Source organism: Pseudomonas fluorescens (assembly GCF_000730425.1).
GTDB lineage: Bacteria > Pseudomonadota > Gammaproteobacteria > Pseudomonadales > Pseudomonadaceae > Aquipseudomonas > Aquipseudomonas fluorescens_X.
Window position 1 is genome coordinate 5,892,588 of sequence record NZ_CP008896.1, and the last position, 22,463, is coordinate 5,915,050.

Below are 22,463 nucleotides of genomic sequence, written 5' to 3' on the forward strand. Positions count from 1 at the left end.
AGGAAGTGCAGGGGACCAGTCCTAGACCTGCACTTCTTCTCTTATATGAACGTAACCCACACCGTCTGGGGTGTGGCAGATGGGCGTATTCTTCGCCCTTATCAACAGGAATTAAAATGAGCGAAAGCTTTGCGGAACTCTTTGAAGAAAGCCTAAAAACCCTGAACCTTCAGGCTGGCTCCATCATCACCGGTGTTATCGTTGATATCGATTACCAAGCTCGCTGGGTAACCGTTCACGCTGGTCTGAAGTCTGAAGCACTCATCCCGCTTGAGCAGTTCTACAACGACGCTGGCGACCTGACTATCAATGTCGGTGACGAAGTTCACGTTGCTCTGGACTCGGTTGAAGACGGCTTCGGTGAAACCAAGCTCTCCCGTGAAAAAGCCAAGCGCGCTGAATGCTGGATTGTTCTGGAAGCAGCCTTCGCAGCTGAAGAAGTGGTCAAGGGCGTTATCAACGGTAAGGTTAAAGGCGGCTTCACTGTCGACGTTAACGGCATCCGTGCGTTCCTGCCAGGTTCTTTGGTCGACGTTCGTCCAGTGCGCGACACCACGCACCTGGAAGGCAAAGAGCTCGAGTTCAAGGTCATCAAGCTCGACCAGAAGCGCAACAACGTTGTCGTTTCCCGTCGCAGCGTCCTGGAAGCAGAGAACTCCGCCGAGCGTGAAGCTCTGCTGGAATCCCTGCAGGAAGGCCAACAAGTCAAAGGTATCGTCAAGAACCTCACCGATTACGGCGCATTCGTCGATCTGGGTGGCGTCGATGGCCTGCTGCACATTACCGACATGGCTTGGAAGCGTATCAAGCATCCTTCCGAAATCGTCAACGTTGGCGACGAGATCGATGTCAAGGTTCTGAAATACGATCGCGAGCGCAATCGTGTTTCCCTGGGCCTGAAGCAACTGGGTGAAGATCCATGGGTTGCTATCAAAGCCCGTTACCCAGAAAGCACCCGCGTAACCGCGCGTGTTACCAACCTGACCGACTACGGCTGCTTCGCAGAGCTGGAAGAAGGCGTGGAAGGCCTGGTACACGTTTCCGAAATGGACTGGACCAACAAGAACATCCACCCTTCGAAAGTCGTACAAGTCGGCGACGAAGTGGAAGTCATGGTTCTGGACATCGACGAAGAGCGTCGTCGTATCTCCCTGGGCATCAAGCAGTGCAAATCTAACCCGTGGGAAGATTTCTCTGGCCAGTTCAACAAGGGCGATAAAATCTCCGGCACCATCAAGTCGATCACCGATTTCGGTATCTTCATTGGTCTGGACGGCGGCATCGACGGTCTGGTTCACCTGTCCGACATCTCCTGGAACGAAGTTGGCGAAGAAGCTGTTCGTCGTTTCAAGAAGGGCGACGAGCTGGACACCGTTATCCTGTCGGTTGACCCAGAGCGCGAGCGCATTTCCCTGGGTATCAAGCAACTGGAAAGCGATCCGTTCTCCGAGTACGTTCAAGAGAACGACAAGGGTGCAATCGTTAAAGGCATCGTGAAGGAAGTTGACGCTAAAGGCGCCATCATCACTTTGGGTGACGATATCGAAGCGACTCTGAAAGCCTCCGAAATCAGCCGTGATCGCGTTGAAGACGCTCGTAACGTTCTGAAAGAAGGCCAGGAAGTAGAAGCCAAGATCATCAGCGTTGATCGCAAGAGCCGCGTAATCCAACTCTCCATCAAGTCCAAGGACGAGATCGAAGAGAAAGAAGCAATCCAGAGCCTGCGCGACAAGCCAGCTACCTCTGACATTGCTTCGGGTCCGACCACTTTGGGCGACCTGTTGCGTGCACAAATGGAAAAACAGAACTAAGTTCTGTCGGACCATAGAAAAAGGGCGACTTCGGTCGCCCTTTTTTGTGTGTGGAATTTGGTTTTGGCCTTTGGGTGCGATCAGGGCGGGGCAGGGCGCCTTGAGGTTGCGTGCAGGCGGTGGGTTGATGATTCCGGCGATCCCCCCCCCTGTGCTTTGTGGGTGAGGAGGCTCCTGTGTCCTCACGGGTCGAGCTGCTGTTATCGCGGATCCTGCAAGGGTTGCCATCATTTGCGCAAGATAAGTCAAGCCACGGGCTGTTCAAATTCATCTGGTCATGCTAAAACCTTCGGAGCGATTTTCCTAGCTGCTTGAAAAAGAAGGGAAAAATATGACGAAGTCGGAGTTGATCGAACGAATTGTCACCCATCAAGGGCTGCTCTCATCCAAGGATGTGGAGTTGGCCATCAAGACCATGCTTGAGCAAATGTCCCAGTGCCTGGCCACTGGTGATCGGATCGAGATCCGCGGCTTTGGCAGCTTCTCGCTGCACTACCGCGCTCCGCGCGTGGGTCGTAACCCGAAAACCGGCCAATCCGTCAGTCTCGACGGCAAATTCGTGCCCCATTTCAAGCCGGGCAAGGAATTGCGGGATCGAGTGAACGAAGACGAAGAAGAAAGCGTCTGAGTTTTTTTGGGGATAGGAGAAGTTTATGCGCGGTGTTAAGCGCGTCGCCCTGGTACTGATTGTGCTGGTCGTCAGTTTGGCGGTCTTGGCGTTCGTACTGGAAAACCAGCAAGGCGTCGCCTTGGCGTTTTTGGGCTGGTCTACGCCACCGTTGCCGGTTTCGGTGTTTGTGACGTTGGCGTTGATTGTTGGGATGCTTGTGGGGCCGCTCTTGAGTTTGCTGGTCCGCCGCAAGAAACGTCAAAAGTCTGCGTTGCAGGGTTAGTCTTATAAGGTTGACCGTTTGTCACCTGGGTTGCGGGTCTGGGTCAAGCTTTTGATGTTGTCTCCTCTGGTTGTGAAGTGTTAAGCCTTTCTCTGCCTTCAGGAAGTAGTGACTTTAGGGCGCCTCTGAATCATTTTTCCTGAAATTTTTTCAACAAGTAGGAATTACCTTACAGGCGTGTCAAGTCTTGCAATGTTGCGGCGAGATGGCAAAATGCAACCTGTTCTCGATACCAGTCGTTTTGTGTGTCCAAGGCCTGGCAGCGACGCTGGGCTTCTTGGTCGCCCCCTATAAATACAAAAAAACACAAGATCGTCTGCATAACGAGCCCGCAGTTTCTCCTTGAAGGCAGGTTTTTGTTGTGAGTAGTAGCTTCCGCGCGCCCCCGATTCCTTCGTCCGATGAGATTGATCTCGTTGCGCTTTTTCAGGCTATCTGGAAGCAGAAAAAGTTAGTTATGGCCGCTACCGCAAGCGCCGGCCTGATTGCTGCGATCTATGCGTTCCTCACGCCTCCTCAATACGAAGTCAGCAGTGTCTTGCGCCCCGCCGCAATTAACGAGCTGGATGCTTTGAATCGCTCCGAGATTTATACACTTCCTCCTGGTGATGCTCTGGTCAGAGTGGGCGCATCACTGGAGTCCTACGACACCCGCTTGGGTTTTTTCCGTTCAAACCAGAAGCTGTTCAAAGCCTTTGAGCAACCTGGTAGGACCTTGGAGCAAAGTTTCGAGGAGTTCAACCGTAACTCTATTGAACTCATTCTGCCCGACCCCAAGAAGGCCAACTCTCTCAGTGCCTATATCAAACTTGAGATGAGCTATCCAAAAGGCGTTGATGGTGTTGCCATTCTCAACGGTTTTATCGATTACGCGATTGCCACTGAGCGTGAGCAGATTGCAGCAGATCTGGACGTTATCGTAAAAAACCGACTGAACGAGCTCAAAGGCAAAATTGATGCTGCTCGTTCCAGCTATGAGGTTGATAAAGAAGCGAAAATTGCGGGCCTGCGGGAAACGGATACCTTGCGACGGGCGCAGTTGCAGGATGAACTCAAGGCGTTGCGAGCACAATTGAAGACTGGGCGCACCGACCGAGTGGCGCAGTTGAACGAAGCTATTGGAATCGCCAGGTCCTTGGGCATCAGAAAACCTAGCACGCCTTCCGCTCTGGGTGAGTCAGACCGTAATAGCTCATCAAGTGTGATGCGTACCGAAATAAACAATCAGCAAATCCCTCTGTACTTCATGGGGGTCGAAGCGCTTGAAGCTGAGCGCACTGCATTGATGCAACGTAAGTCCGATGACTTTACCGAGGGGCGTATCGCGCAGATCGCCAAAGAGCTTCAATTGCTCCAGTCAAACCGTGAGATTGAAGTGCTGAATCGTCGTGAAAATGAAGATCTTTTCCTGGCCGGTGTTCAACCGGTGCGCGCCGAAGTGGCTCGCTTGCGTAACTTAAGCATTGATATGAGCCGGCTGAAGCTGGTAACTATCGATAAGCAGGCGTTGGAACCTTTGCGCCCGGTCAAGCCTCAAAAGGCCTTGATTATCCTGCTTGGCCTGGTTTTGGGTGGCTTTGTCGGGGCCTTTATTGCGGTGATTCGTCATCTCGTCAAAAATCGCCAGTCTCAGCCACAATCGGTAGCACTGCCCATGCAGTCGAGCTCACCGACCATGGTGGGTAGTGATGCAGGTGTGAACAAGCCGCAATAGATGCCTGCACGATCCGCACTGTGTTCCTCAGGCAGTGCGGGATTTGATTTCATTGGGAAACTAGCTCGCAGCTTGTTGTCTATAGTGCGCCGAGTAAGTGTTTCTTGGCTCCAGGTCCCGCGTGATAGTTGGAGTCGGCCGGTGTGACTGGCATTTGTGGGGTGATCTTCCTGCTCGGCGGGCTATTTCATGTAAAAAAACGACAGCGACCTGCGGCGGATGGCTCATAATCACACTGCCGGCATCGAGTATTGTCTGCGTCGCGCAGGAGGCAGTTGCAGGTAGAGCCTCTACCCCGAAAAATTGAGTTTTATATTGGTGGCTCCGAATTGCCGGCCGCAGGCATTGAAATTATGGCTCAATACCAAGAAGCTACGCGTTATTTTTCACCCGTCAACCCATGTGTTGGCCTGGTGTTATGCAGATATTTAAGGAAGTTTTAAAGATATGACGGACATCAAACGCAAAGGCATCATCCTCGCTGGCGGCTCCGGGACGCGTTTGCACCCGCTGACCCTAGGTGTATCCAAGCAAATGTTGCCTATTTTCGACAAGCCGATGATTTTTTATCCGTTGTCGGTGTTGATGCTGGCTGGCATGCGCGAAATCTTGATCATCTCTACTCCTGAAGATCTGCCTTGCTTTAAAAAGCTTCTGGGAGACGGCAGTCAATACGGTATCCAACTCAGCTATGCCGAGCAGCCTAGCCCGGACGGTTTGGCCCAGGCCTTTCTGATTGGCGAGGAATTTATTGGTGACGATCCTTGCTGTCTGATCCTTGGCGACAATATTTTTTACGGCCAGCACTTTTCCGATAACTTGCGTTCTGCGATGTCTCAGACATCCGGTGCGACGGTCTTTGGTTATCACGTATCAGATCCTGAGCGTTTTGGCGTTGTTGAGTTCGATGCCACTGGTCGTGCTTTGAGCATCGAAGAAAAACCAGCGAAGCCGAAGTCCAACTACGCAGTGACAGGCTTGTACTTCTACGACAATCGAGTGGTGGACATTGCCAAGAGCATCAAGCCGTCGCCGCGTGGCGAGCTTGAAATCACTGATGTCAACCGCGCCTATCTGGATGACAAGTCGTTAACCGTCGAGATGCTGGGCCGTGGTTTTGCCTGGCTGGATACTGGTACTCACGAGTCGCTCCTGGAGGCGAGTCATTTCGTCCACACCATTGAGCACCGCCAGGGGCTGAAAGTCGCCTGTCTGGAAGAGATTGCGTTCCACAAAGGCTGGATTACCCCAGAGCAGCTTGGTACCCAGGCAGAGAAGCTGAAGAAGACCGGCTATGGCCAGTACTTACAAAAACTTCTAGAAGAGGCTTCCAAGGCATGAAGCTGATTCAGACTGCTATTCCTGACGTTGTAATCATTGAACCAAAGGTTTTTGGCGATGATCGCGGCTGGTTTATGGAAAGCTTTAACGAAGAGCGGTTTCATGCAGCTCTGAAAGAGCTAGGGTTACCCGTGCCGCGAGCGTTCGTTCAGGATAATCACTCCTGCTCGGCAAAGGGGGTGCTGAGGGGCTTGCACTTCCAACGTGCGCCGCATGCACAGGGCAAGTTGGTGCGTGTGGTAGGGGGGGCTGCATTTGATGTGGCGGTGGATATTCGGCCTGAGTCCAGCACGTACCTGCAATGGATCGGCGTAGAGCTAAATACCCAAAACAACTTGATGCTGTGGATTCCCGAGGGTTTTGCTCACGGTTTTGTTGCTTTGGAAGATGACACGCATTTCTTGTACAAAACCACAGATTATTACGATAAGGACTCTGAAGGGGCGCTGCACTGGAGTGACGCAAGGCTTGGGATCAATTGGCCTGCGATCGGTGGCTTTAATGTCAGCGATAAAGATGACAAGGCTCCGACATCCGATAGCCTCTCGGAGAAGCAAGCATGAGTTTAATCAAGTTTTTGGATATCACCTCCAAAGGTGATGAGCGGGGCCAGTTGGTTGCGCTGGAATATGAAAATGATATTCCGTTTGAAATTAAGCGCGTTTATTACCTCACTGGCACGAAGCAAGGTGTTCCGCGTGGGTTTCATGCCCATAAAGAACTATTGCAGGTTGCTGTCTGTGTTTCTGGGCGCTGCCTAATGAAACTTGATGATGGGGTGAACAAGGAGGAAGTTTGGCTGGACGCACCTGACAAGGCTATTATTATTGATCGCATGATTTGGCACGAGATGCATGACTTCAGCCCGGATTGCGTACTGCTGGTATTGGCTAGTGATATTTATGATGAGCGTGATTATTTAAGAGAATATCCGGTATTCAAAAGTTTGATTAATAATTCCTAGTCTATAGATAGTGTTCAGGTTTTCTGGTGAAAACGACCAGCTAATTAATGTGATAGTTGCAGTCAAACCAATCTCTGGCGCCGTAAAAGTAAAGAGTACTTTATAAATGATAAAATTTCTTGATTTGAAGTCTGTAAATGATCTCTGCCGTGATGAGTTGGTAGCAGCGTGCACGCGTGTTGTTGATTCCGGCTGGTATATCGGTGGGAAAGAACTACAGGTATTCGAACAGGAGTTTGCTCAATACTGTGGCGTTGAACACTGCATTGGTGTCGCTAATGGGCTGGATGCGTTGGTATTGGTCATTCGTGCCTGGAAAGAGTTGGGCCTTCTTGAGAAGGGTGATGAGGTTCTCGTTCCCTCCAATACCTACATCGCCAGTATTCTCGCTATTTCAGAGAATGGATTGATCCCCGTATTGGTCGAGCCTGATCCGAAGACCTTCAATATTTGCCCGGCGAACGCAAAGGCAGCGATTACGCCAAAAACCAAGATGATTTTGCCTGTTCATCTCTATGGCCGACTGGCGGATATGCCGAAAATCATGGAGCTTGCTCGTGCCCATGACTTACTAGTTCTTGAGGATTCGGCGCAATCCCATGGGGCAACTCTCGATGGGAAGAAGGCAGGTAGTTGGGGGCATGCATCTGGATTCAGTTTCTACCCAGGGAAAAATCTAGGTGCGCTGGGTGATGCAGGCGCAGTTACGACCAATGATGAAGCCTTGGCCAAGACGGTTCGAGCGCTGGGCAACTACGGCTCTCATGAAAAATATAAAAATATTTATCGCGGTATTAACAGTCGACTGGATGAAATGCAGGCAGCATGCTTGTCGGTGAAATTGAAGTACTTAGACGCACAAACTGCACGCCGTCGTGAAATTGCTGAGTTGTATGGGCAGTCGATCAGTAACCCGGCTATTACGTTACCAGTGGATGCGGCGTTCAACGCGTCGACTGACGATAGCCATGTATGGCACGTATACACGGTGCTGTGTGCCCACAGGGATGATCTTCAAGCCCATCTCGGTGCGCAGGGTATACAGACTCTCATCCATTACCCAATTCCGCCTCACTTTCAACAGGCATATTCTGAACTGAAGGATCAGAAACTTCCTATATCGACACAGATACATGAGCGGATTCTCAGTTTGCCAATAGGGCCAACACTGTCCGTCGAAGAGGCTCGCGTTGTTATCGACGCCTGCAATAGCTTTCGACCGGAAACTGTATGAATCTTGTTAAGACCAGCTTGTTAAATGGTATAGCAGTTGCCATTAAAATGATTACTTTGTTGGGTCTTAATAAAGTGTTGGCTGTTTATGTAGGGCCAGCTGGATATGCCGCAATAGGGCAGTTTCAGAACGCGTTGCAGGTGATCACGATATTTACTGGTGGCGCGATTACCAATGGCGTAGTCAAATACACTGCGGAGTATCATGAGCAGCCTGAACAGCAGGTAAAATTATGGAAGACAGCAGGGTTTGTAGCCATTTGTGGCAGTTTGGTCGCCGCATTGCTTGTTGCTTCTTTTAGTAAAGAACTTGCTTCGCTATTCCTGAAGGATGCTGCCCTGAGCGGTGTTTTTCTTTGGTTTGCCGGCGTCGTTGTTTTTTTCTCATTGAATATATTGCTGTTGGCAATACTGAATGGCCGAAAGGAAATCGTACTGTATATTGTGGCCAATATCGCTGGCAGTTTGTTGTCGTTTAGTGTGACGTTTTACTTGGCAACCAGTTTTGGTCTGTATGGGGCGTTGGTAGCACTGGTAGTTTATCAATCTATCAGTTTTATCGTGACACTGTTGTTATGCTTGCGAACGAATTGGTTTAAATTGTCCTTCCTGTTTGGTCGCCCTGATAAGAAAATTACAAAAAAATTGTTCGCTTTTTTCTTGATGGCGGTCGTATCTGCTGCATGTGTGCCGTTGGCCCAGATGCTGGTCAGGAATCATATAGGAACAGTTTACGGCTGGGAGATGGCGGGCTATTGGGAAGCTATGTGGCGTTTGAGTGCGGCATATCTTTTATTAGTCACGACAACGTTGAGCGTCTATTACCTACCTAAGCTTTCTGAACTGAAAACGGCAGCCGAAGTAAAGGCGGAAATTATACAGGGATATAAGCTTATTTTTCCTGTTGCGCTGTTGGCAGCCGCTATAATGTACGTGCTTCGGGACTTTGTCGTAGAGGTACTCTTCACTTCAGACTTCTACCCGGTCCGAATATTTTTTGCCGGACAAGTAGTGGGCGACTGCCTCAAGATATTCAGCTGGATAATGGCTTATGTCATGCTCAGTCGAGCCATGGTCAAGGTCTTTATCACGACTGAAATTATATTCTGCATTTCCTTGTATTTGTTGACCATGGCGTTCACGCAATGGTGGGGGGTCGAAGCGGCAACTTGGGCTTATGCGGCAAATTACGCGGTTTATAGTCTGGTTATGTATGTTTTTGTCTACCTAAGGCTTGATGACTATTTTCATAAGAAGCTGGAACATCACGCTTGAAAAAACTATTTAAGGACTTTGAAGTTGCAATTCGTGAGACGGCTGACTTGAATCAGGCGTTCACGCTGGCGAGTGCCTATGGCAACCTTCTCTGGTTTGCGGATGTAGGGATTCACGATGCGCCGCTTATAGAGGCGGACCTCATTGAGCGCGGCCTCTTGATAGCAGGCACGAACTTCGTGGCGGCGCCCCATGAGTGTGCAGGGGTTTTGCATGTCGTGAGTGAACCCCTCATGACCGGCGGGCATACGAGGTTAATGGAAAAACTTGCCTCCATGCATGCCGAACCTGTCGATCTGCTGATCTCGCGTCATGCAACGCCAGATGCCAAGGCCCAGGTTTGCAGATTTTTTGATAAAACCAGAGTCGTTAATGCTACGTGTCCTATTGATGCGCTGAGGGAGATGGTTGGTCTATTGCAGACCTATGAAAAGGCCGTACTGCATATCCATCCTGACGATATCCTGGTCGTCATTGCGTGCGGAGTAGCAAAACGTATTTCCGGGCTTGAAGTGTTTTTTGTCAATCATGCCGACCACGTGTTCTCCTATGGTAGTTCGGTTGCGGACTATTACTTTGAGCTCAGCGGTCACGGTCGTCGTTTTGATTTGACAAAGCATATTCAGGGGCGCAAGAGCTTCCTGGGTATCCCGGTGAGTATCCCGCGTGGGGAGATGGCCAATGATTTCAAACCGGCGACGCAGGCTCCGCTGCTTTTCATTTCTGCAGGTTCAGATATAAAGTACAAACCCCGTAAAGGCTTCAGTATTTTCAAATTGGTAGCACGTATTCTTGAGGACTATCCCGCCTCGACATTCATGGTTATCGGCAGTGACATTAAAAAAGCGTTCTGGTGGTGGCCGCTAAAACTTCGATATCGCTCCCGGTTGAGTATCAGGGCACACCTTGATTTTCAGGAGTACAGTGAATTGGTCAGTAAGGCGGACTTTTACGTCGATAGCCACCCATTGCCAGGCGGAACTGCGTTCGCAGAGCAGTTCGTCAAAGGGCGGCGGTGTGTTGGGCTGATCTCCCCGGTCCAGGGCTACTCACCGGCGGATCGGCTTAAGCGAGATAATATCAATGCTGTTATGGCATCTATAGCAGACTATAGATACGACGAAAAAACCTTTTTGATTATTGAGAAGGTTAATGCCTATGACTCGGTAAAGGAACGGTATCTGAAGTGTCTGTACGAGGGACAGGTTTGCGCTAATCCGCTGGATTCGGTCGGTAATTGGGCAGGTGACACAGCCTTTTTTGAGGAAAAAAAAGGTTCCTTAAAAGCGGATATCGCCTTGGATACTTTTTTACTACTGTCCAGGCTTGAACGGGATCTGGCCCGCCGCTTGTTTGCTGCGCTGTCTATGGGGAAAAAAGTAAAGCTGTTGGCGAAGATGATCTTGGCAAGGAAATTTCGATGAATGCAATTTTCGTTGATCGAGTGTGGTTTTTTAATGACTAGTCGGATTATAAGTTGGCTTTTTTTCTTCTATTGCCTGTCGACAGTGCTATTGCCAGTATTTGTGCTGAATAAGTTGTTTTTCATCCCGATTTTTTTGATGGCGTTTTATGTTTTATTGACCCGGCCACTCAGTACGGTTGCACCAGTTATTGTATTTTTGATTTTTTTGTATGGTTTCCTTCTTGGGTTAATAGGTAATACAGACGCTGATTTTTCCCGGCAAATGCTGTTGGGGGCGGTCTCGCTCTTTCTGATTTACTCCATCGTTGAGTTTAGGGTGGATATGGGCGAAATTGTCAAATCTGTAGGCGCTATCTTCGCGCTTTTTATGTGTGTGTTTTCTTTTGTATTGATGGCCGAACCTGGATCATTTCTTGGGATGGCCCTGCTCGATTTTTATAATGCCAATGAACTTGGATACTACGGTCTGCGTAGTTTTGGTGGCCTGGAAATGTTTATGCTTCATCACCGTTCTTCGCCATTTTTATTACTTCCGCTGTCGCTGTTCTTTATTGACTTTCTGCAAGTAAAACGCTTTTGGTCACTCTTCTTCGTGATTGTTATTTTAATGGCTGTTGTCTGGTCTGCTTCTAGGGGGCTGATCGTTATGGCCGCTGTTTCCATGTTGGTGCTGTATTTTTACAATAAAAATTGGTCTGCGCGGCTGCTGATGTTATGTATTCTAGTGCCAGTAATTGTTCTGGGTATGGGGTACCTGTTGACAGAAACCAGTATATTTAGCTCTGATGAGCAGTCAAATAATATAAAAATTGGCCATGTTATATCGTTTTTAAAAGTGGCGGATTGGAAAATGCTGGTGTTCGGTAATGGCCTGGGGTCATATTATTATACCGAAGGTTATGGTGAGCTGGCTGCTCAAACTGAAATTACCTGGATGGACTCGATTAGGTATGTTGGACTTCCATTGTCGCTGCTATTGTTTAGCGTATTGCTTTTTCCTAATCGAAGGTACATAGCGAGTGTGCAAGGTTCTTCCAGTCGCCTGATAATAGTTATGTACCTGCTGATGTCATTAAGTAATCCCGTTCTTTTTAATTCTTTCGGGTTTCTAGTGATACTGTGGTATTGGTCTGTTGTGATAAAAAATCAAGAACCTTTGGCGCTGCATGCCGAGGTCAGGAGGTAAGTTGAATACTGTTGCAGCAATAGTCGTCGGTTATAACCCCGATATTGAGGTGCTTGATGAGTTGCTGACCTCCCTGGCAGCTCAGGTTGAGTTTCTGGTGTTGGTCGATAACGGTGGGAGCGAATCATTTCTGGCTCAGGAGCCTGAAGTGCGCGCACGAGTCAACTATGTTTCGCTCGATGGCAACAAAGGATTGGGGGCAGCGTTGAATACCGGCTTCGCAATGGCGATTGAAGCGGGTATGCAATATGTCGTGACGTTCGACCAAGACAGTCACGCTGAACCTGATCTGATTGCGCGGTTGTATCAGGCGATGATGAACGCCAAGGCAAAGGATGCCGGTTGCATTGCTGTCAGTCCGGCGTTTTTTGATCGCCGTGATGGAAAGAAAATCAACTTTCCTTTTTACAGTTCAAGTGACGGTGCGATCAAGCCGGTTTTCAGTTCTGATGATGAGCATGGCTTGGTGAAGGCGGATGCGCTTATTACCTCGGGTATGTTCATCAGCACTCGGGCTTGGATCGAAGGTATTCGCTATGACGAAGGAATGTTCGTCGATTTCACGGATACGGAGTGGTGCTTTCGGGTCCGTGACAAGGGTTATACCTTGTATGGCTGCCTGAATGTGGAAATGGGGCACGCGTTGTCTGATGCCCCCCCCGTTAAACTTTTTGGCTTGAGCTTTTTTAGATATTCCCCCGTGCGTCGTTATTTTTTCTTTCGTAATACCGTCGCTGTTTGCCGTATGCGCCATACGCCGACGTGTTGGAAAAAGCGTTTACTGTCTGCGTTGATTCTGCGTTTTTTCGTCAACCTGTTGATTGACGACAATAAGCTGGACTCACTGAAAATGATGATTCGCGGTGCAAGCCATGGCTGGCAAAAGAAGTTGGGCGGGGTGCGTTGAATGATGCTTTTAGGACGTAACCTTGCAGGGATTGTTTGTGGGTCAAGTACTAAGGGTGGATTCTGATGCAGCCACGTATTCTGGTTCTGCTCGCTGCCTACAACGGCATGCGTTGGATGGCCGAACAGGTTGATTCGATCTTGGGGCAAGTTGGCGTATCCGTCTCGATTCTGATCAGCGTGGACAGCTCCAGCGATGGGACCGAAGAATGGGTCGATCAACTGTGTCAGAGAGACTCAAGAGTCAAATGCCTGGCCCACGGTGAAAAATTTGGTGGCGCAGCGCGAAATTTTTTCCGCCTGATCAATGAAGCGCCTACAGAAAACTTTGATTATTTTTCATTCGCCGATCAGGACGATATCTGGCTGCCGGATAAACTTGCCAGCGCCACGCAGCACATGAGCGACACCGGTGCTGACGGCTACTCAGGTAATGTAACGGCATTCTGGCCTGACGGTCGCGAATCGATCATTGTCAAATCACAGGCTCAGGTTGCGTATGATCATCTGTTTGAGGCGGCCGGGCCTGGGTGCACTTACGTCTTTTGCCGGCGGTTGTTTGCTGAACTTCAACAGCATATCAACAGTCGTTTTGCGCAAGTTCAGGGTGTGACACTGCATGATTGGTATTGTTACGCCTACAGCCGCTCACACGGGTTCAAGTGGGTGATTGATGCCCGGCCTTATATGCGCTATCGCCAGCATGGTGGTAACCAGGTCGGTGTGAATAGCGGCTCAAAGGCGTTCAAGAAACGGTTGTCCCAAGTGTTCGATGGTTGGTGGCTGAATCAGGCTGCACTGATCGCGGGCATGGTGGGTATGGCTGACGAACCGTTTGTCAGGCGCTGGATCGGGCTCGGACGCCTGGACCTGCTGCGCTTGGCGGCTAGTGCCACTAGGTGCCGCAGACGCCCGCGGGATAAGTTGGTATTCGCTGGTTTGTGTCTGGTGTTGGCTGTCTTGAGGCAAAAGAAATGAAAACCCGGTTATTGGTCACCGGCAGCAGCGGTTTTGTTGGCCGTCATCTGATTCAACAATTGCAGGGGAGCACTGATTTTCAGGTGCGTGCCCTTGTTCGTCGTATGCCAGATGTTTCGGCGTCGGATGTCGAATACACCGTACTTCCTGATTTCTCGACCGTGTCACCAGAGCTCCTGGCCTTGCAGGGCGTCGACGTTGTTGTTCATCTCGCCTCGCGTGTTCATGTCATGAACGACACTGAAGCAGATCCTCTTGCGGCGTTTCGACGGGTGAATGTCGGGCACACCCTTGCGTTGGCCCGTAGCGCCGCGTCTGCGGGAGCCCGGCGGTTTGTGTTCGTCAGCTCGGTAAAGGTCAACGGTGAGCAAACAGCCCCGGGCCGACCTTTTCGTGAAACAGACCCACCGGCGCCCGTCGATCCCTACGGTGTATCCAAGATGGAGGCGGAGGAGGCGCTGAAGGCGCTGGCGCTTGAGACCGGGCTTGAGGTGGTGATAGTCCGACCGGTACTTGTGTATGGGCCGGGAGTCAAAGCCAACTTTGAAAGCATGATGAAATGGCTTGTGAAGCGGGTTCCACTGCCATTTGGTGCCATACGCAATCAAAGAAGCCTGGTTGCGCTGGACAATCTCGTGAGCCTGATCCTGACCTGTACGACTCACCCGGCTGCGTCCAATGAAACCTTTTTGGCGAGTGACGGGGAGGACGTCTCGACGACTGAACTGCTACGCAAACTTGCAAAAACCCTGGGCGCCCCAGCCAGGTTGATACCGGTTCCACAGTGGGTGCTGGTCTGGGGGGCGACTGTGTTAGGCAAAAAAGCGCTGTCCCAACGTCTTTGCGGCTCGCTGCAAGTCGATATCACCAAGGCGCGCCAGGTGTTGGGTTGGCAGCCGCCACTGACACTCGAGCAAGGTCTTGATGTGACTGCTAAACACTATTTCAGCGAGCGAACTGAATGAAGTACTGGTACATCTTTCCCATTGTCGCCTTGGTTTCCCTGGCGTTGACGGCGCTCTTGCGTCAATACGCGTTGCGCCGCAGCATCATTGATATTCCCAATGCCCGCAGTTCACACACGGTCCCCACCCCACGCGGCGGGGGAGTGGCGATTGTACTGACATTTGCACTTGCACTCGTGTGGCTGGCCTGTGTCCAGTTGATAACGGTTGCTGAGAGTGCTGCTCTGCTAGGCGCTGGCTTGCTGATCGCTATCATCGGTTTTATGGACGATCATGGACATATCGCCGCTCGTTGGCGGCTGTTGGGGCATTTTACCGCCGCGATCTGGACGTTGTCCTGGATGCACGGACTACCGGCAATTACAGCTTTTGGCGTTGTGTTCGATCTTGGTTGGGTGGGTCATGTCCTGGCCGTGTTTTACCTGGTCTGGATGCTGAACCTCTACAACTTCATGGACGGTATTGATGGTCTTGCCAGTCTGCAGGCTATCTGTGCTTGTCTCGGTCTGACACTGATTTACTTTTTGAGCGGGCAGTTATCGATGATGTGGGCACCCTTGTTGTTGAGTGTGTCCGTGGCTGGCTTCTTGTATTGGAATTTCCCGCCGGCCCGTATTTTCATGGGCGATGCAGGCAGTGGGTTTCTGGGGATTATTCTGGGAGGTCTTTCTATTCAGGCTGCCTGGGCCGGCAGTGAGTTTTTCTTCGCCTGGTTGATCATGCTGGGGGTCTTTATCGTGGATGCGACCTTTACCCTCATTCGGCGGCTTGCCCGGGGCGATAAGGTCTATGAAGCCCATCGCAGCCATGCTTACCAATTTGCCAGCCGCCAATATGGCCGCCATCTGCCCGTCACGCTAGCGGTTGCTGTCATCAATGTGGTGTGGCTGTTGCCGCTGGCGTTGGCGGTGGCGATTTTTGGGTTGGACGCAGGGCTAGGTACTGTTATTGCCTATCTTCCCCTCGTGCTGCTGGCTGTCAAATACAGGGCTGGGCAGAGAGAGTAGCGCCGCAGGTGTGGACGCGGGAAAGTGAATCAATGCGGTATTTACAGTGGTTATCTCGGGAGTTCGGTTAGATGGGTGGCAGGGCAATGATCCAAGGACACAATGAGGAAGTGAAAAAGACCGACTCATTTGTATCCCATTTGAGCTACCGACCGGATATCGATGGGTTGCGTGCATTCGCAATCATTTCAGTTGTTTTGTATCACGCCTTTCCTGCCTATATGCGTGGGGGGTTTATTGGTGTTGATATTTTTTTCGTTATCTCCGGTTATTTGATTTCAAGCATTATTTTCAAAGGCCTTGAGGCGGGTAATTTTAGTTTTCTCGATTTTTACAAGCGCCGGGTCAACCGCATTTTTCCTGCGCTGATCATCGTTCTGCTGGTCTGCTACGCAGTAGGTTGGTTTGCGCTGATGGCGGCGGAGTTCAAGTTCCTCGGAAAGCATGTCCTGGGTGGGATCGGGTTTATCCAAAACCTGGTCCTGTATAAGGAGTCAGGCTATTTCGATACATCTTCAGAACTGAAAATCCTGCTTCATCTCTGGTCATTAGGCGTCGAAGAGCAGTTTTACATTCTGTTTCCCTTGGCGGCCTGGGTGCTTTGGCGGCGACGAGTTCTGGTTCTACCGCTCCTGATCGGTATGGCGGCGATTTCCTTCGGCGCTGGCCTTTATAAATTGTCGGTGAACCCTTCTGCAGCTTTCTATATGCCGCAATATAGGTTCTGGGAAATCCTGTCGGGTAGCCTGCTCGCCTACTTTTCCGTGTTCGGCAAGTCAGTGCCGGGAGCAGCGAAAGGTTCATTGCGCGCCGGCAACCTTCTCTCCGTGCTCGGGCTGGTTTTTTTGTTCGCCTCGGTTGTCCTGATTGATAAATACAAGGCGTTTCCCGGCTTTTGGGCGTTGATACCGGTCAGCGGTGCCGTGATGATGATCCTTGCAGGTCCACAAGCGTGGCTGAACAGCCGGCTCCTTGCCAGTAAGCCCTTGGTATGGATTGGCCTGATCAGTTACCCCCTTTACCTGTGGCATTGGCCTGTCATTACCTTCATTCGGATCATAAGGGGGGATGAGTTAAATCTGCTTTCCGGCGTATTTGCAGTAGGTGTTAGTGTTTTGCTGGCTTATGTAACTTACAAGTTAATTGAGTTACCGCTACGAAAGATCAGCCCGAAGTTTCCCAAGGCCCCGATACTACTTGCTGTCGGTGGTGTACTTGCGGTGCTCGGTGGCGTTACCTTTGTAAAAAATGGTTTTGCTGACCGTTTAGGGCTGCCTTCCTCGCTCAAGGAGCGGGATAGTTATGCGCAATACTATGAGAATTCCTTGCCGGCCTGGACATACTCCAGTACACACGGGCTGTTTGAAAAATACAGGTTTGAGTGCGACTTTTTTGATGTTGAGAGTTATCGGGCAGGCAACGCAACGATGACGCCACGTCCACAGATTGATGCAAGCTGCTACACCCCTATAAGCAATACCAAGGTGATGATCTGGGGAGATTCGCATGCCCAACAGTTTTCCTACGGTCTGATGGAAGTGTTGCCCCGTGACATCTCTTTTCTTCAGGTGGCAAGTTCGGGGTGCGAGGCAAACTTGCCTGGGCGCGCTACTGGCGGACGCAAATACTGCGATCGCTCAAACGAGTTTGCACTGGAAGTGATGCGCAAGGAAAAGCCGGATGTGTTGGTTATCGCGCAGCTTGAAGGGCATGACTCGGTCAATAACCTCAAAGAGCTTGCACATGTTGCAACAGAGTCCGGCGTCAAAAAAGTCATAGTCGTTGGGCCAGTGCCCCGTTTTGATCAAAACCTTTATCAATTGGTCACCAGGAAGTACTGGTCCCAAACTCCACGGCGAATATCCGGCAATCTTCTGCCTGTACCACTTGAGACTGACAAGGTGTTGACGCAGCGATACGCGGAGGGGGCTGGCGGCTTCGAATATCTTTCTGCGATCAATGTGTTTTGTGATCAGGACGGTTGTCTCACCTACTTGGGAGATGACCGGAAAACCGGCTTGGTAACGTTCGACTATGGTCATTTGACATCCATGGCGTCGGTGTTCTTCGCCGAAAAAGCCTTAGGGCCGTTGATTCTCAAAAAACTGATTGAAACGGGATACAACTCTCGCCCGTCCAACTAGGCAGACCGTTTGGGCAGTCGGGAGCTTCCGGCTGCCAAGGTTGAGATGGGCAAGCAGGCAGAAGCTTTGGTTGTCATTTTTTTGCTTGGCTACTTTAGCCTGTATGATTTGTTGGCGAGAGTATCTGATGAGGCTTGAAAGCCACGGCACCGTGCTTGTCTTTACCCATCAGAGCAGTGGCTGGACGCCACCAGTCGAGCGTTTTTTCAATTGTATGCAGTAAGGGGCAGTCGGGAACAACATGGATAAATTACGGGCATATTTGCTAAGCCTTCCTCGCAGACGCAAACGGATCCTCCAGGTCATCGCCGACATCGTGCTGGTCTGGCTTGCCCTCTGGATGGCGTTTGTGGTTCGTCTGGGGATCGATGAGTTGGTCAATCCCGTCGTGTTGCATTCGTGGTTGTTCATCAGCGCGCCCATTGTTTCGATCCCGCTGTTTATCCGTTTTGGCATGTATCGCGCCGTGATGCGGTACTTCGGTAACGACGCGCTTATAGCGATCATCAAGGCGGTCAGTCTGTCGGCGTTGATTCTGGGGGTTGTCGTTTATTGGTACAGCAACCACGAAAATGTGGTGCCGCGCTCTATCGTGTTCAACTACTGGTGGCTCAGCCTGATCATGATTGGGGGGTTGCGCCTGGCCATGCGTCAGTACTTTCTGGGTGATTGGTTTGCAGCAGCCCAACATGTGCCGTTTACCAGTCGCGATGATGGGCTGACCAAGGTTGCGATTTACGGCGCAGGTGCTGCCGGCAATCAACTGGTTGCCGCGCTTCGCATGGGGCGGGTCATGCGGCCGGTGGCGTTTATCGATGATGACAGCAGCATTTCCGATCGTGTCATCTCGGGCCTTCAGGTGTTCAAGCCCAAGCACATTCAACAGATGATCGATACCACGGGAGCCCAGGAAATCCTATTGGCCATTCCGTCGTCCAATCGCGCACGGCGTCGTGAAATTCTCGGTCTTTTGGAAGGATTTCCGCTGCACGTACGCAGCGTGCCGGGTTTCATGGATCTTGCCAGTGGTCGGGTGAAGGTCGATGACATTCAGGAAGTAGACATTGCCGACTTGCTCGGGCGCGATGCCGTGCCTGCCCAGGGCGACCTGCTGGAGCATTGCATCAAGGGGCAGAGCGTCCTGGTAACGGGGGCAGGAGGATCTATTGGTTCAGAGCTTTGCCGGCAGATCCTGGCGTTGCGTCCTACTACCTTGTTGCTGTTCGAGCACAGTGAATTCAACCTTTACAGCATCCTGTCCGAGCTTGAGCAGCGCATCACCCGAGAATCGCTGCCTGTTCGCTTGCTACCGATCCTTGGCTCGGTACGCAATCAGGCAAAATTGCTCGACATGATGAAGACCTGGCATGTCGATACGGTCTACCACGCGGCGGCCTACAAACATGTGCCGATGGTTGAGCACAACATTGCCGAGGGCGTCCTGAACAATGTCATTGGCACATTGAATACTGCTCAGGCGGCACTTCAGGCGGGGGTCTCCAACTTTGTGCTGATCTCCACGGACAAAGCTGTGCGCCCAACCAATGTCATGGGTAGTACCAAGCGTTTGGCCGAGTTGACGTTACAGGCGTTGAGCCGTGAGTTGGCACCGGTATTGTTTGGCGATAAGGCCAACATTTCCCGCGTCAACAAGACTCGTTTCACCATGGTTCGCTTTGGCAATGTACTGGGCTCGTCCGGCTCGGTTATTCCGTTGTTTCACAAGCAGATCAAATCAGGCGGGCCGCTCACGGTCACTCATCCCAAGATCACCCGCTACTTCATGACTATTCCTGAGGCGGCCCAGTTGGTGATCCAGGCGGGCTCTATGGGGCAGGGCGGGGACGTATTTGTGCTTGATATGGGCGAGCCGGTGAGAATCGTCGAGCTGGCAGAGAAGATGATTCATCTGTCCGGCCTGAGTGTTCGCTCGGATAAAAACCCCCATGGCGATATAGCCATCGAGTTCACTGGGCTGCGTCCCGGTGAAAAGCTCTACGAGGAGCTGCTGATTGGCGACAACGTCGTGGCCACCCAGCATCCGATGATCATGAGTGCCAACGAGGATCATCTGGATTGGGAGCTACTCAAAGGGAAGCTGACAGAGCTTCTCGCAGCGGTGGATGCGGACGACTACAGCAGGGTCCGTCAACTGCTACGCGACACGGTCAGTGGGTATGCTCCGGATGGCGAGATCGTGGACTGGATCTACCAGCAGCGTCGCCTGGAGCCTTGAGGTGCGGCTTGGCTCATCAGTGAAGCCTATGAAAAGGTTTGCTGATGAGCCAGCGCCAGCGGGGCTTACGAAAATTCCTTGATCCATTCCGCGATGGCTTTCTCTGGATAGCCACGGTGGAAATGTCGACGCCATGGATAGGCGTGGTTCCCCGAACCATCCTTCAATTTGATCTTCTCCGTTCCGCAAATAAACTTTGCGGGCGAGCCGGCAACCACGGCATCTGGATTGACGTCCTTGTTCACGGAGCTGTGGGCACCGACCAATGCACCTTTTTTAACGGTAACACCGGGCAATATGACCGACATGGTGGCGATGACAGCGAAATCTTCGATCGTTACACCCGCCATCACTTCACTTGGCGGGTGAGGGTCGTTGGTCAGTACCACGTAAGGGAAGATCCAGACGTAGTTACCTACGGTCGAATGTTGCCCAATGTGCACATTGCTATGGCATTTCACATAGTCGCCAATTTCGCAGTGGCCCTGGATATCGCCCAATGTACCAATCTGGAAGCCGTCCCCGGCTGTTGTCAGTTCTCTTATAGTGACTCGATGGCCGGTAACCAGTTTTTCACCAAAAGTCGAGCCTTCATAGAATACGCTGTGCGAGCGGATGACGGCGCCGTTACCAATGATCAGCGGGCGTCCATTTGCAAGTTTTGTCGGCAAGCCTATTTCACAGTATGCACCGATCTCGGTGTTATCACCGATAACGACATTTTTATGAATAATGCTGTAAGGGCCAATACTGACATTGCTCCCGATCTTTGCGTCGTTATCTATAATTGCGCTTGCATGTATCATTGAAATCTCCCTTCCGACAACGCACTTGAAACTAAAAAGTGCCTCGTTTGCGAACTAGTATTTGTAAAAACCCTGGCCAGTTTTTCTACCGAGGTGATTGGCTCTAACCATTTTTCTCAGCAGGGCATGGGCGCGATATTTTGGATCGCCTGTTTCATTGTGCAGTGTTTCCATAATCGAGAGATTTACATCATTGCCGATCAGGTCAGCGAGTGCCAACGGGCCTATTGGGTGGTTGGCGCCATAGCGCATCGCCTTATCAATTTCTTCGGCAGTGGCGACGCCCTCTGCAAGAATACCAATGGCCTCGTTGATCATAGGAATCAACATCCGATTTACGATAAAACCTGGGGCTTCGTTAACAATTACAGGCTCTTTGCCCAAGCCCTTGGAGAAATTGACCGCCCAATCCAGCGTAGCACTTGAAGTGGCCAATCCCGCGATGACTTCAGTCAGTTTCATGACCGGCGCCGGATTGAAAAAATGCAGACCTACGACGTTTTGAGGGAAGGCGCACAGCGAGGCAAGGCCAGTGATGGAGAGCGAGGAGGTATTTGAAGCCAAGACCATCTCAGGTGAGGATATGGTCGAAAGTTCTTTGAATATTGCCTGTTTGGCATCCATGTTTTCTGCAATAGCTTCAATGATTAGCTTTGAGTCAGACAGGGAAGAGTAATGCTCAACAGTCACTATTTTTTCGCGGTATTGGCGGGCGAGTGATTCTTCGAGACGGCCTTTTTTAACTTGACGGCTCCACTGGTTTTCCAGCTCGACTAGAGCGTCATTAACCGAAGCAAGGCTGCGCCCTTTCCAGAATACGGTCGAGATTTGATTCGACTGCGCGAGGATCTGTACTATTCCTTTACCCATAGTGCCTGTTCCAATTACCGCTACAGAGTACAGGTCTGTCGACATTCGCATTTCGTCCTGGCTCGCTTCTTTTCGTAAAATTCCATGATATCCAATTCACTTGGCAAGATGAAGCAATCAGTGCGTGCTCCGACACAGGGCGTTTAGATGGGTGTTGATATTTTCCCAGGGGCGTTGAATTTGCTCCCTCCCATTGCCCAGCGGGTGTTTGTCCGGAGCCGGGGCGGTTGAGGCCGTAAGCGAATTTTTCGACTGCCATATGTTGTAACTCACCCATTTTTGACTATCCCCCCACATCACCTAAGTTTGAAAAGCAGCTTCGGAAAGCTGCTTTTCTCACTGATGTCATGGAGCGTCTCCAATGCGTAGATCCGTTTTTTCCTCCCTGGTTTTTGTCGTTCTCACGAGCTTGTCCGTCACAGCCATCGCCGCCCCATCGTCCAAACCCGAGGCGCCAGTGCCGCTCGCTGCTCAGTTGAATACGAGCGAACAACCAAGCTCCAAGGTCAATCTCAACACTGCAGACGCTGAAACCCTGCGCCGTGACCTGTTTGGCATTGGCGCCGCCAAGGCCAGGGCAATCATTGCCTACCGTGAGTCCAACGGATCGTTCACGGCGGTGGACGAGTTGCTGGAAGTGAAGGGGATTGGCAAGTCGCTGCTGGAGAAGAATCGCGACAGGCTGGAGATTAAGTAATCAAGGCAGGA

20 protein-coding genes are annotated in these 22,463 nt (G+C 51.0%); 18 read left to right on the forward strand and 2 right to left on the reverse strand.

Annotation, left to right across the window (positions count from 1 at the left end):
- Window positions 1-116: 116 nt before the first annotated feature.
- The 17 genes from rpsA (at window position 117) to HZ99_RS26610 (ending at window position 20,079) form a co-directional block, all read left to right on the forward strand.
- Window positions 117-1,811, forward strand: a complete 1,695-nt coding sequence (gene rpsA / locus HZ99_RS26530; RefSeq protein ID WP_029298694.1) for a 30S ribosomal protein S1 — start codon at window positions 117-119, stop codon at window positions 1,809-1,811.
- A 331-nt stretch (window positions 1,812-2,142) separates the two neighbouring features.
- Window positions 2,143-2,439, forward strand: coding sequence for an integration host factor subunit beta (ihfB, locus tag HZ99_RS26535; RefSeq protein WP_008437689.1), 297 nt, complete (start codon window positions 2,143-2,145; stop codon window positions 2,437-2,439).
- Window positions 2,440-2,464: 25 nt separating this feature from the next.
- Complete coding sequence (locus tag HZ99_RS26540) at window positions 2,465-2,704, forward strand: lipopolysaccharide assembly protein LapA domain-containing protein (RefSeq protein WP_038447383.1); 240 nt, start codon at window positions 2,465-2,467, stop codon at window positions 2,702-2,704.
- 361 nt (window positions 2,705-3,065) lie between these two features.
- On the forward strand, window positions 3,066-4,418 hold the full coding sequence (locus HZ99_RS26545; RefSeq protein ID WP_038447385.1) for a Wzz/FepE/Etk N-terminal domain-containing protein: 1,353 nt from the start codon (window positions 3,066-3,068) through the stop codon (window positions 4,416-4,418).
- A gap of 447 nt (window positions 4,419-4,865) precedes the next feature.
- Window positions 4,866-5,759 carry a glucose-1-phosphate thymidylyltransferase RfbA gene (gene rfbA / locus HZ99_RS26550; RefSeq protein WP_038447387.1) on the forward strand — a complete coding sequence of 298 codons (894 nt, stop codon included), beginning with the start codon at window positions 4,866-4,868 and terminating at the stop codon, window positions 5,757-5,759.
- On the forward strand, window positions 5,756-6,322 hold the full coding sequence (gene rfbC / locus HZ99_RS26555; protein ID WP_038447389.1) for a dTDP-4-dehydrorhamnose 3,5-epimerase: 567 nt from the start codon (window positions 5,756-5,758) through the stop codon (window positions 6,320-6,322). The genes rfbA and rfbC overlap by 4 nt, the downstream gene beginning before the upstream one ends.
- A complete protein-coding gene (locus HZ99_RS26560; RefSeq protein ID WP_038447391.1) occupies window positions 6,319-6,723 on the forward strand; it encodes a sugar 3,4-ketoisomerase in 405 nt (134 codons plus the stop codon). Before rfbC ends, HZ99_RS26560 begins: the two co-directional genes overlap by 4 nt.
- Window positions 6,724-6,829: 106 nt before the next feature.
- Window positions 6,830-7,957, forward strand: coding sequence for a DegT/DnrJ/EryC1/StrS family aminotransferase (locus tag HZ99_RS26565; protein WP_038447393.1), 1,128 nt, complete (start codon window positions 6,830-6,832; stop codon window positions 7,955-7,957).
- Window positions 7,954-9,231, forward strand: a complete 1,278-nt coding sequence (locus HZ99_RS26570) for an O-antigen translocase (RefSeq protein ID WP_038447395.1) — start codon at window positions 7,954-7,956, stop codon at window positions 9,229-9,231. Before HZ99_RS26565 ends, HZ99_RS26570 begins: the two co-directional genes overlap by 4 nt.
- A complete protein-coding gene (locus HZ99_RS26575; protein ID WP_051903256.1) occupies window positions 9,228-10,655 on the forward strand; it encodes a hypothetical protein in 1,428 nt (475 codons plus the stop codon). Before HZ99_RS26570 ends, HZ99_RS26575 begins: the two co-directional genes overlap by 4 nt.
- Complete coding sequence (locus tag HZ99_RS26580; protein WP_038447397.1) at window positions 10,656-11,843, forward strand: hypothetical protein; 1,188 nt, start codon at window positions 10,656-10,658, stop codon at window positions 11,841-11,843.
- A 1-nt stretch (window position 11,844) separates the two neighbouring features.
- A complete protein-coding gene (locus HZ99_RS26585) occupies window positions 11,845-12,750 on the forward strand; it encodes a glycosyltransferase family 2 protein (RefSeq protein WP_038447398.1) in 906 nt (301 codons plus the stop codon).
- Window positions 12,751-12,815: 65 nt separating this feature from the next.
- Window positions 12,816-13,727, forward strand: a complete 912-nt coding sequence (locus HZ99_RS26590; protein WP_038447400.1) for a glycosyltransferase — start codon at window positions 12,816-12,818, stop codon at window positions 13,725-13,727.
- The gene (locus HZ99_RS26595) at window positions 13,724-14,692 is read left to right on the forward strand and encodes a UDP-glucose 4-epimerase family protein (RefSeq protein WP_038447402.1); all 969 of its coding nucleotides are present in this window, start codon (window positions 13,724-13,726) and stop codon (window positions 14,690-14,692) included. Before HZ99_RS26590 ends, HZ99_RS26595 begins: the two co-directional genes overlap by 4 nt.
- Window positions 14,689-15,699, forward strand: coding sequence for an MraY family glycosyltransferase (locus HZ99_RS26600; RefSeq protein ID WP_038447404.1), 1,011 nt, complete (start codon window positions 14,689-14,691; stop codon window positions 15,697-15,699). Before HZ99_RS26595 ends, HZ99_RS26600 begins: the two co-directional genes overlap by 4 nt.
- A gap of 110 nt (window positions 15,700-15,809) precedes the next feature.
- Complete coding sequence (locus tag HZ99_RS26605) at window positions 15,810-17,843, forward strand: acyltransferase family protein (RefSeq protein ID WP_200876626.1); 2,034 nt, start codon at window positions 15,810-15,812, stop codon at window positions 17,841-17,843.
- Between the two features lie 241 nt (window positions 17,844-18,084).
- Window positions 18,085-20,079 carry a polysaccharide biosynthesis protein gene (locus HZ99_RS26610; protein ID WP_038447406.1) on the forward strand — a complete coding sequence of 665 codons (1,995 nt, stop codon included), beginning with the start codon at window positions 18,085-18,087 and terminating at the stop codon, window positions 20,077-20,079.
- A gap of 65 nt (window positions 20,080-20,144) precedes the next feature.
- On the opposite strand, the gene HZ99_RS26615 is transcribed toward HZ99_RS26610, so the two are convergent.
- The gene (locus HZ99_RS26615; RefSeq protein WP_038447408.1) at window positions 20,145-20,885 is read right to left on the reverse strand and encodes an acyltransferase; all 741 of its coding nucleotides are present in this window, start codon (window positions 20,883-20,885) and stop codon (window positions 20,145-20,147) included.
- Window positions 20,886-20,939: 54 nt separating this feature from the next.
- Window positions 20,940-21,800 (reverse strand): 3-hydroxyacyl-CoA dehydrogenase family protein, encoded by an 861-nt coding sequence (locus HZ99_RS26620; protein WP_038447410.1) that lies wholly within the window; start codon window positions 21,798-21,800, stop codon window positions 20,940-20,942.
- A gap of 316 nt (window positions 21,801-22,116) precedes the next feature.
- Here HZ99_RS26620 and HZ99_RS26625 point away from each other — a divergent pair, with 316 nt between their 5' ends.
- Window positions 22,117-22,452, forward strand: coding sequence for a ComEA family DNA-binding protein (locus HZ99_RS26625; RefSeq protein WP_038447412.1), 336 nt, complete (start codon window positions 22,117-22,119; stop codon window positions 22,450-22,452).
- Window positions 22,453-22,463 lie beyond the last annotated feature (11 nt).

What these genes read in the sequence shown, in the direction of transcription:
- HZ99_RS26615 (WP_038447408.1), bottom strand. Translation starts at nt 20,885, where the DNA reads ATGATACATGCAAGCGCAATTATAGATAACGACGCAAAGATCGGGAGC.
- rfbA (WP_038447387.1), top strand. Translation starts at nt 4,866, where the DNA reads ATGACGGACATCAAACGCAAAGGCATCATCCTCGCTGGCGGCTCCGGG.
- HZ99_RS26565 (WP_038447393.1), top strand. Translation starts at nt 6,830, where the DNA reads ATGATAAAATTTCTTGATTTGAAGTCTGTAAATGATCTCTGCCGTGAT.
- HZ99_RS26600 (WP_038447404.1), top strand. Translation starts at nt 14,689, where the DNA reads ATGAAGTACTGGTACATCTTTCCCATTGTCGCCTTGGTTTCCCTGGCG.
- HZ99_RS26540 (WP_038447383.1), top strand. Translation starts at nt 2,465, where the DNA reads ATGCGCGGTGTTAAGCGCGTCGCCCTGGTACTGATTGTGCTGGTCGTC.
- rpsA (WP_029298694.1), top strand. Translation starts at nt 117, where the DNA reads ATGAGCGAAAGCTTTGCGGAACTCTTTGAAGAAAGCCTAAAAACCCTG.
- ihfB (WP_008437689.1), top strand. Translation starts at nt 2,143, where the DNA reads ATGACGAAGTCGGAGTTGATCGAACGAATTGTCACCCATCAAGGGCTG.
- HZ99_RS26625 (WP_038447412.1), top strand. Translation starts at nt 22,117, where the DNA reads ATGCGTAGATCCGTTTTTTCCTCCCTGGTTTTTGTCGTTCTCACGAGC.
- rfbC (WP_038447389.1), top strand. Translation starts at nt 5,756, where the DNA reads ATGAAGCTGATTCAGACTGCTATTCCTGACGTTGTAATCATTGAACCA.
- HZ99_RS26570 (WP_038447395.1), top strand. Translation starts at nt 7,954, where the DNA reads ATGAATCTTGTTAAGACCAGCTTGTTAAATGGTATAGCAGTTGCCATT.
- HZ99_RS26620 (WP_038447410.1), bottom strand. Translation starts at nt 21,800, where the DNA reads ATGTCGACAGACCTGTACTCTGTAGCGGTAATTGGAACAGGCACTATG.
- HZ99_RS26590 (WP_038447400.1), top strand. Translation starts at nt 12,816, where the DNA reads ATGCAGCCACGTATTCTGGTTCTGCTCGCTGCCTACAACGGCATGCGT.
- HZ99_RS26610 (WP_038447406.1), top strand. Translation starts at nt 18,085, where the DNA reads ATGGATAAATTACGGGCATATTTGCTAAGCCTTCCTCGCAGACGCAAA.
- HZ99_RS26580 (WP_038447397.1), top strand. Translation starts at nt 10,656, where the DNA reads ATGCAATTTTCGTTGATCGAGTGTGGTTTTTTAATGACTAGTCGGATT.
- HZ99_RS26560 (WP_038447391.1), top strand. Translation starts at nt 6,319, where the DNA reads ATGAGTTTAATCAAGTTTTTGGATATCACCTCCAAAGGTGATGAGCGG.
- HZ99_RS26595 (WP_038447402.1), top strand. Translation starts at nt 13,724, where the DNA reads ATGAAAACCCGGTTATTGGTCACCGGCAGCAGCGGTTTTGTTGGCCGT.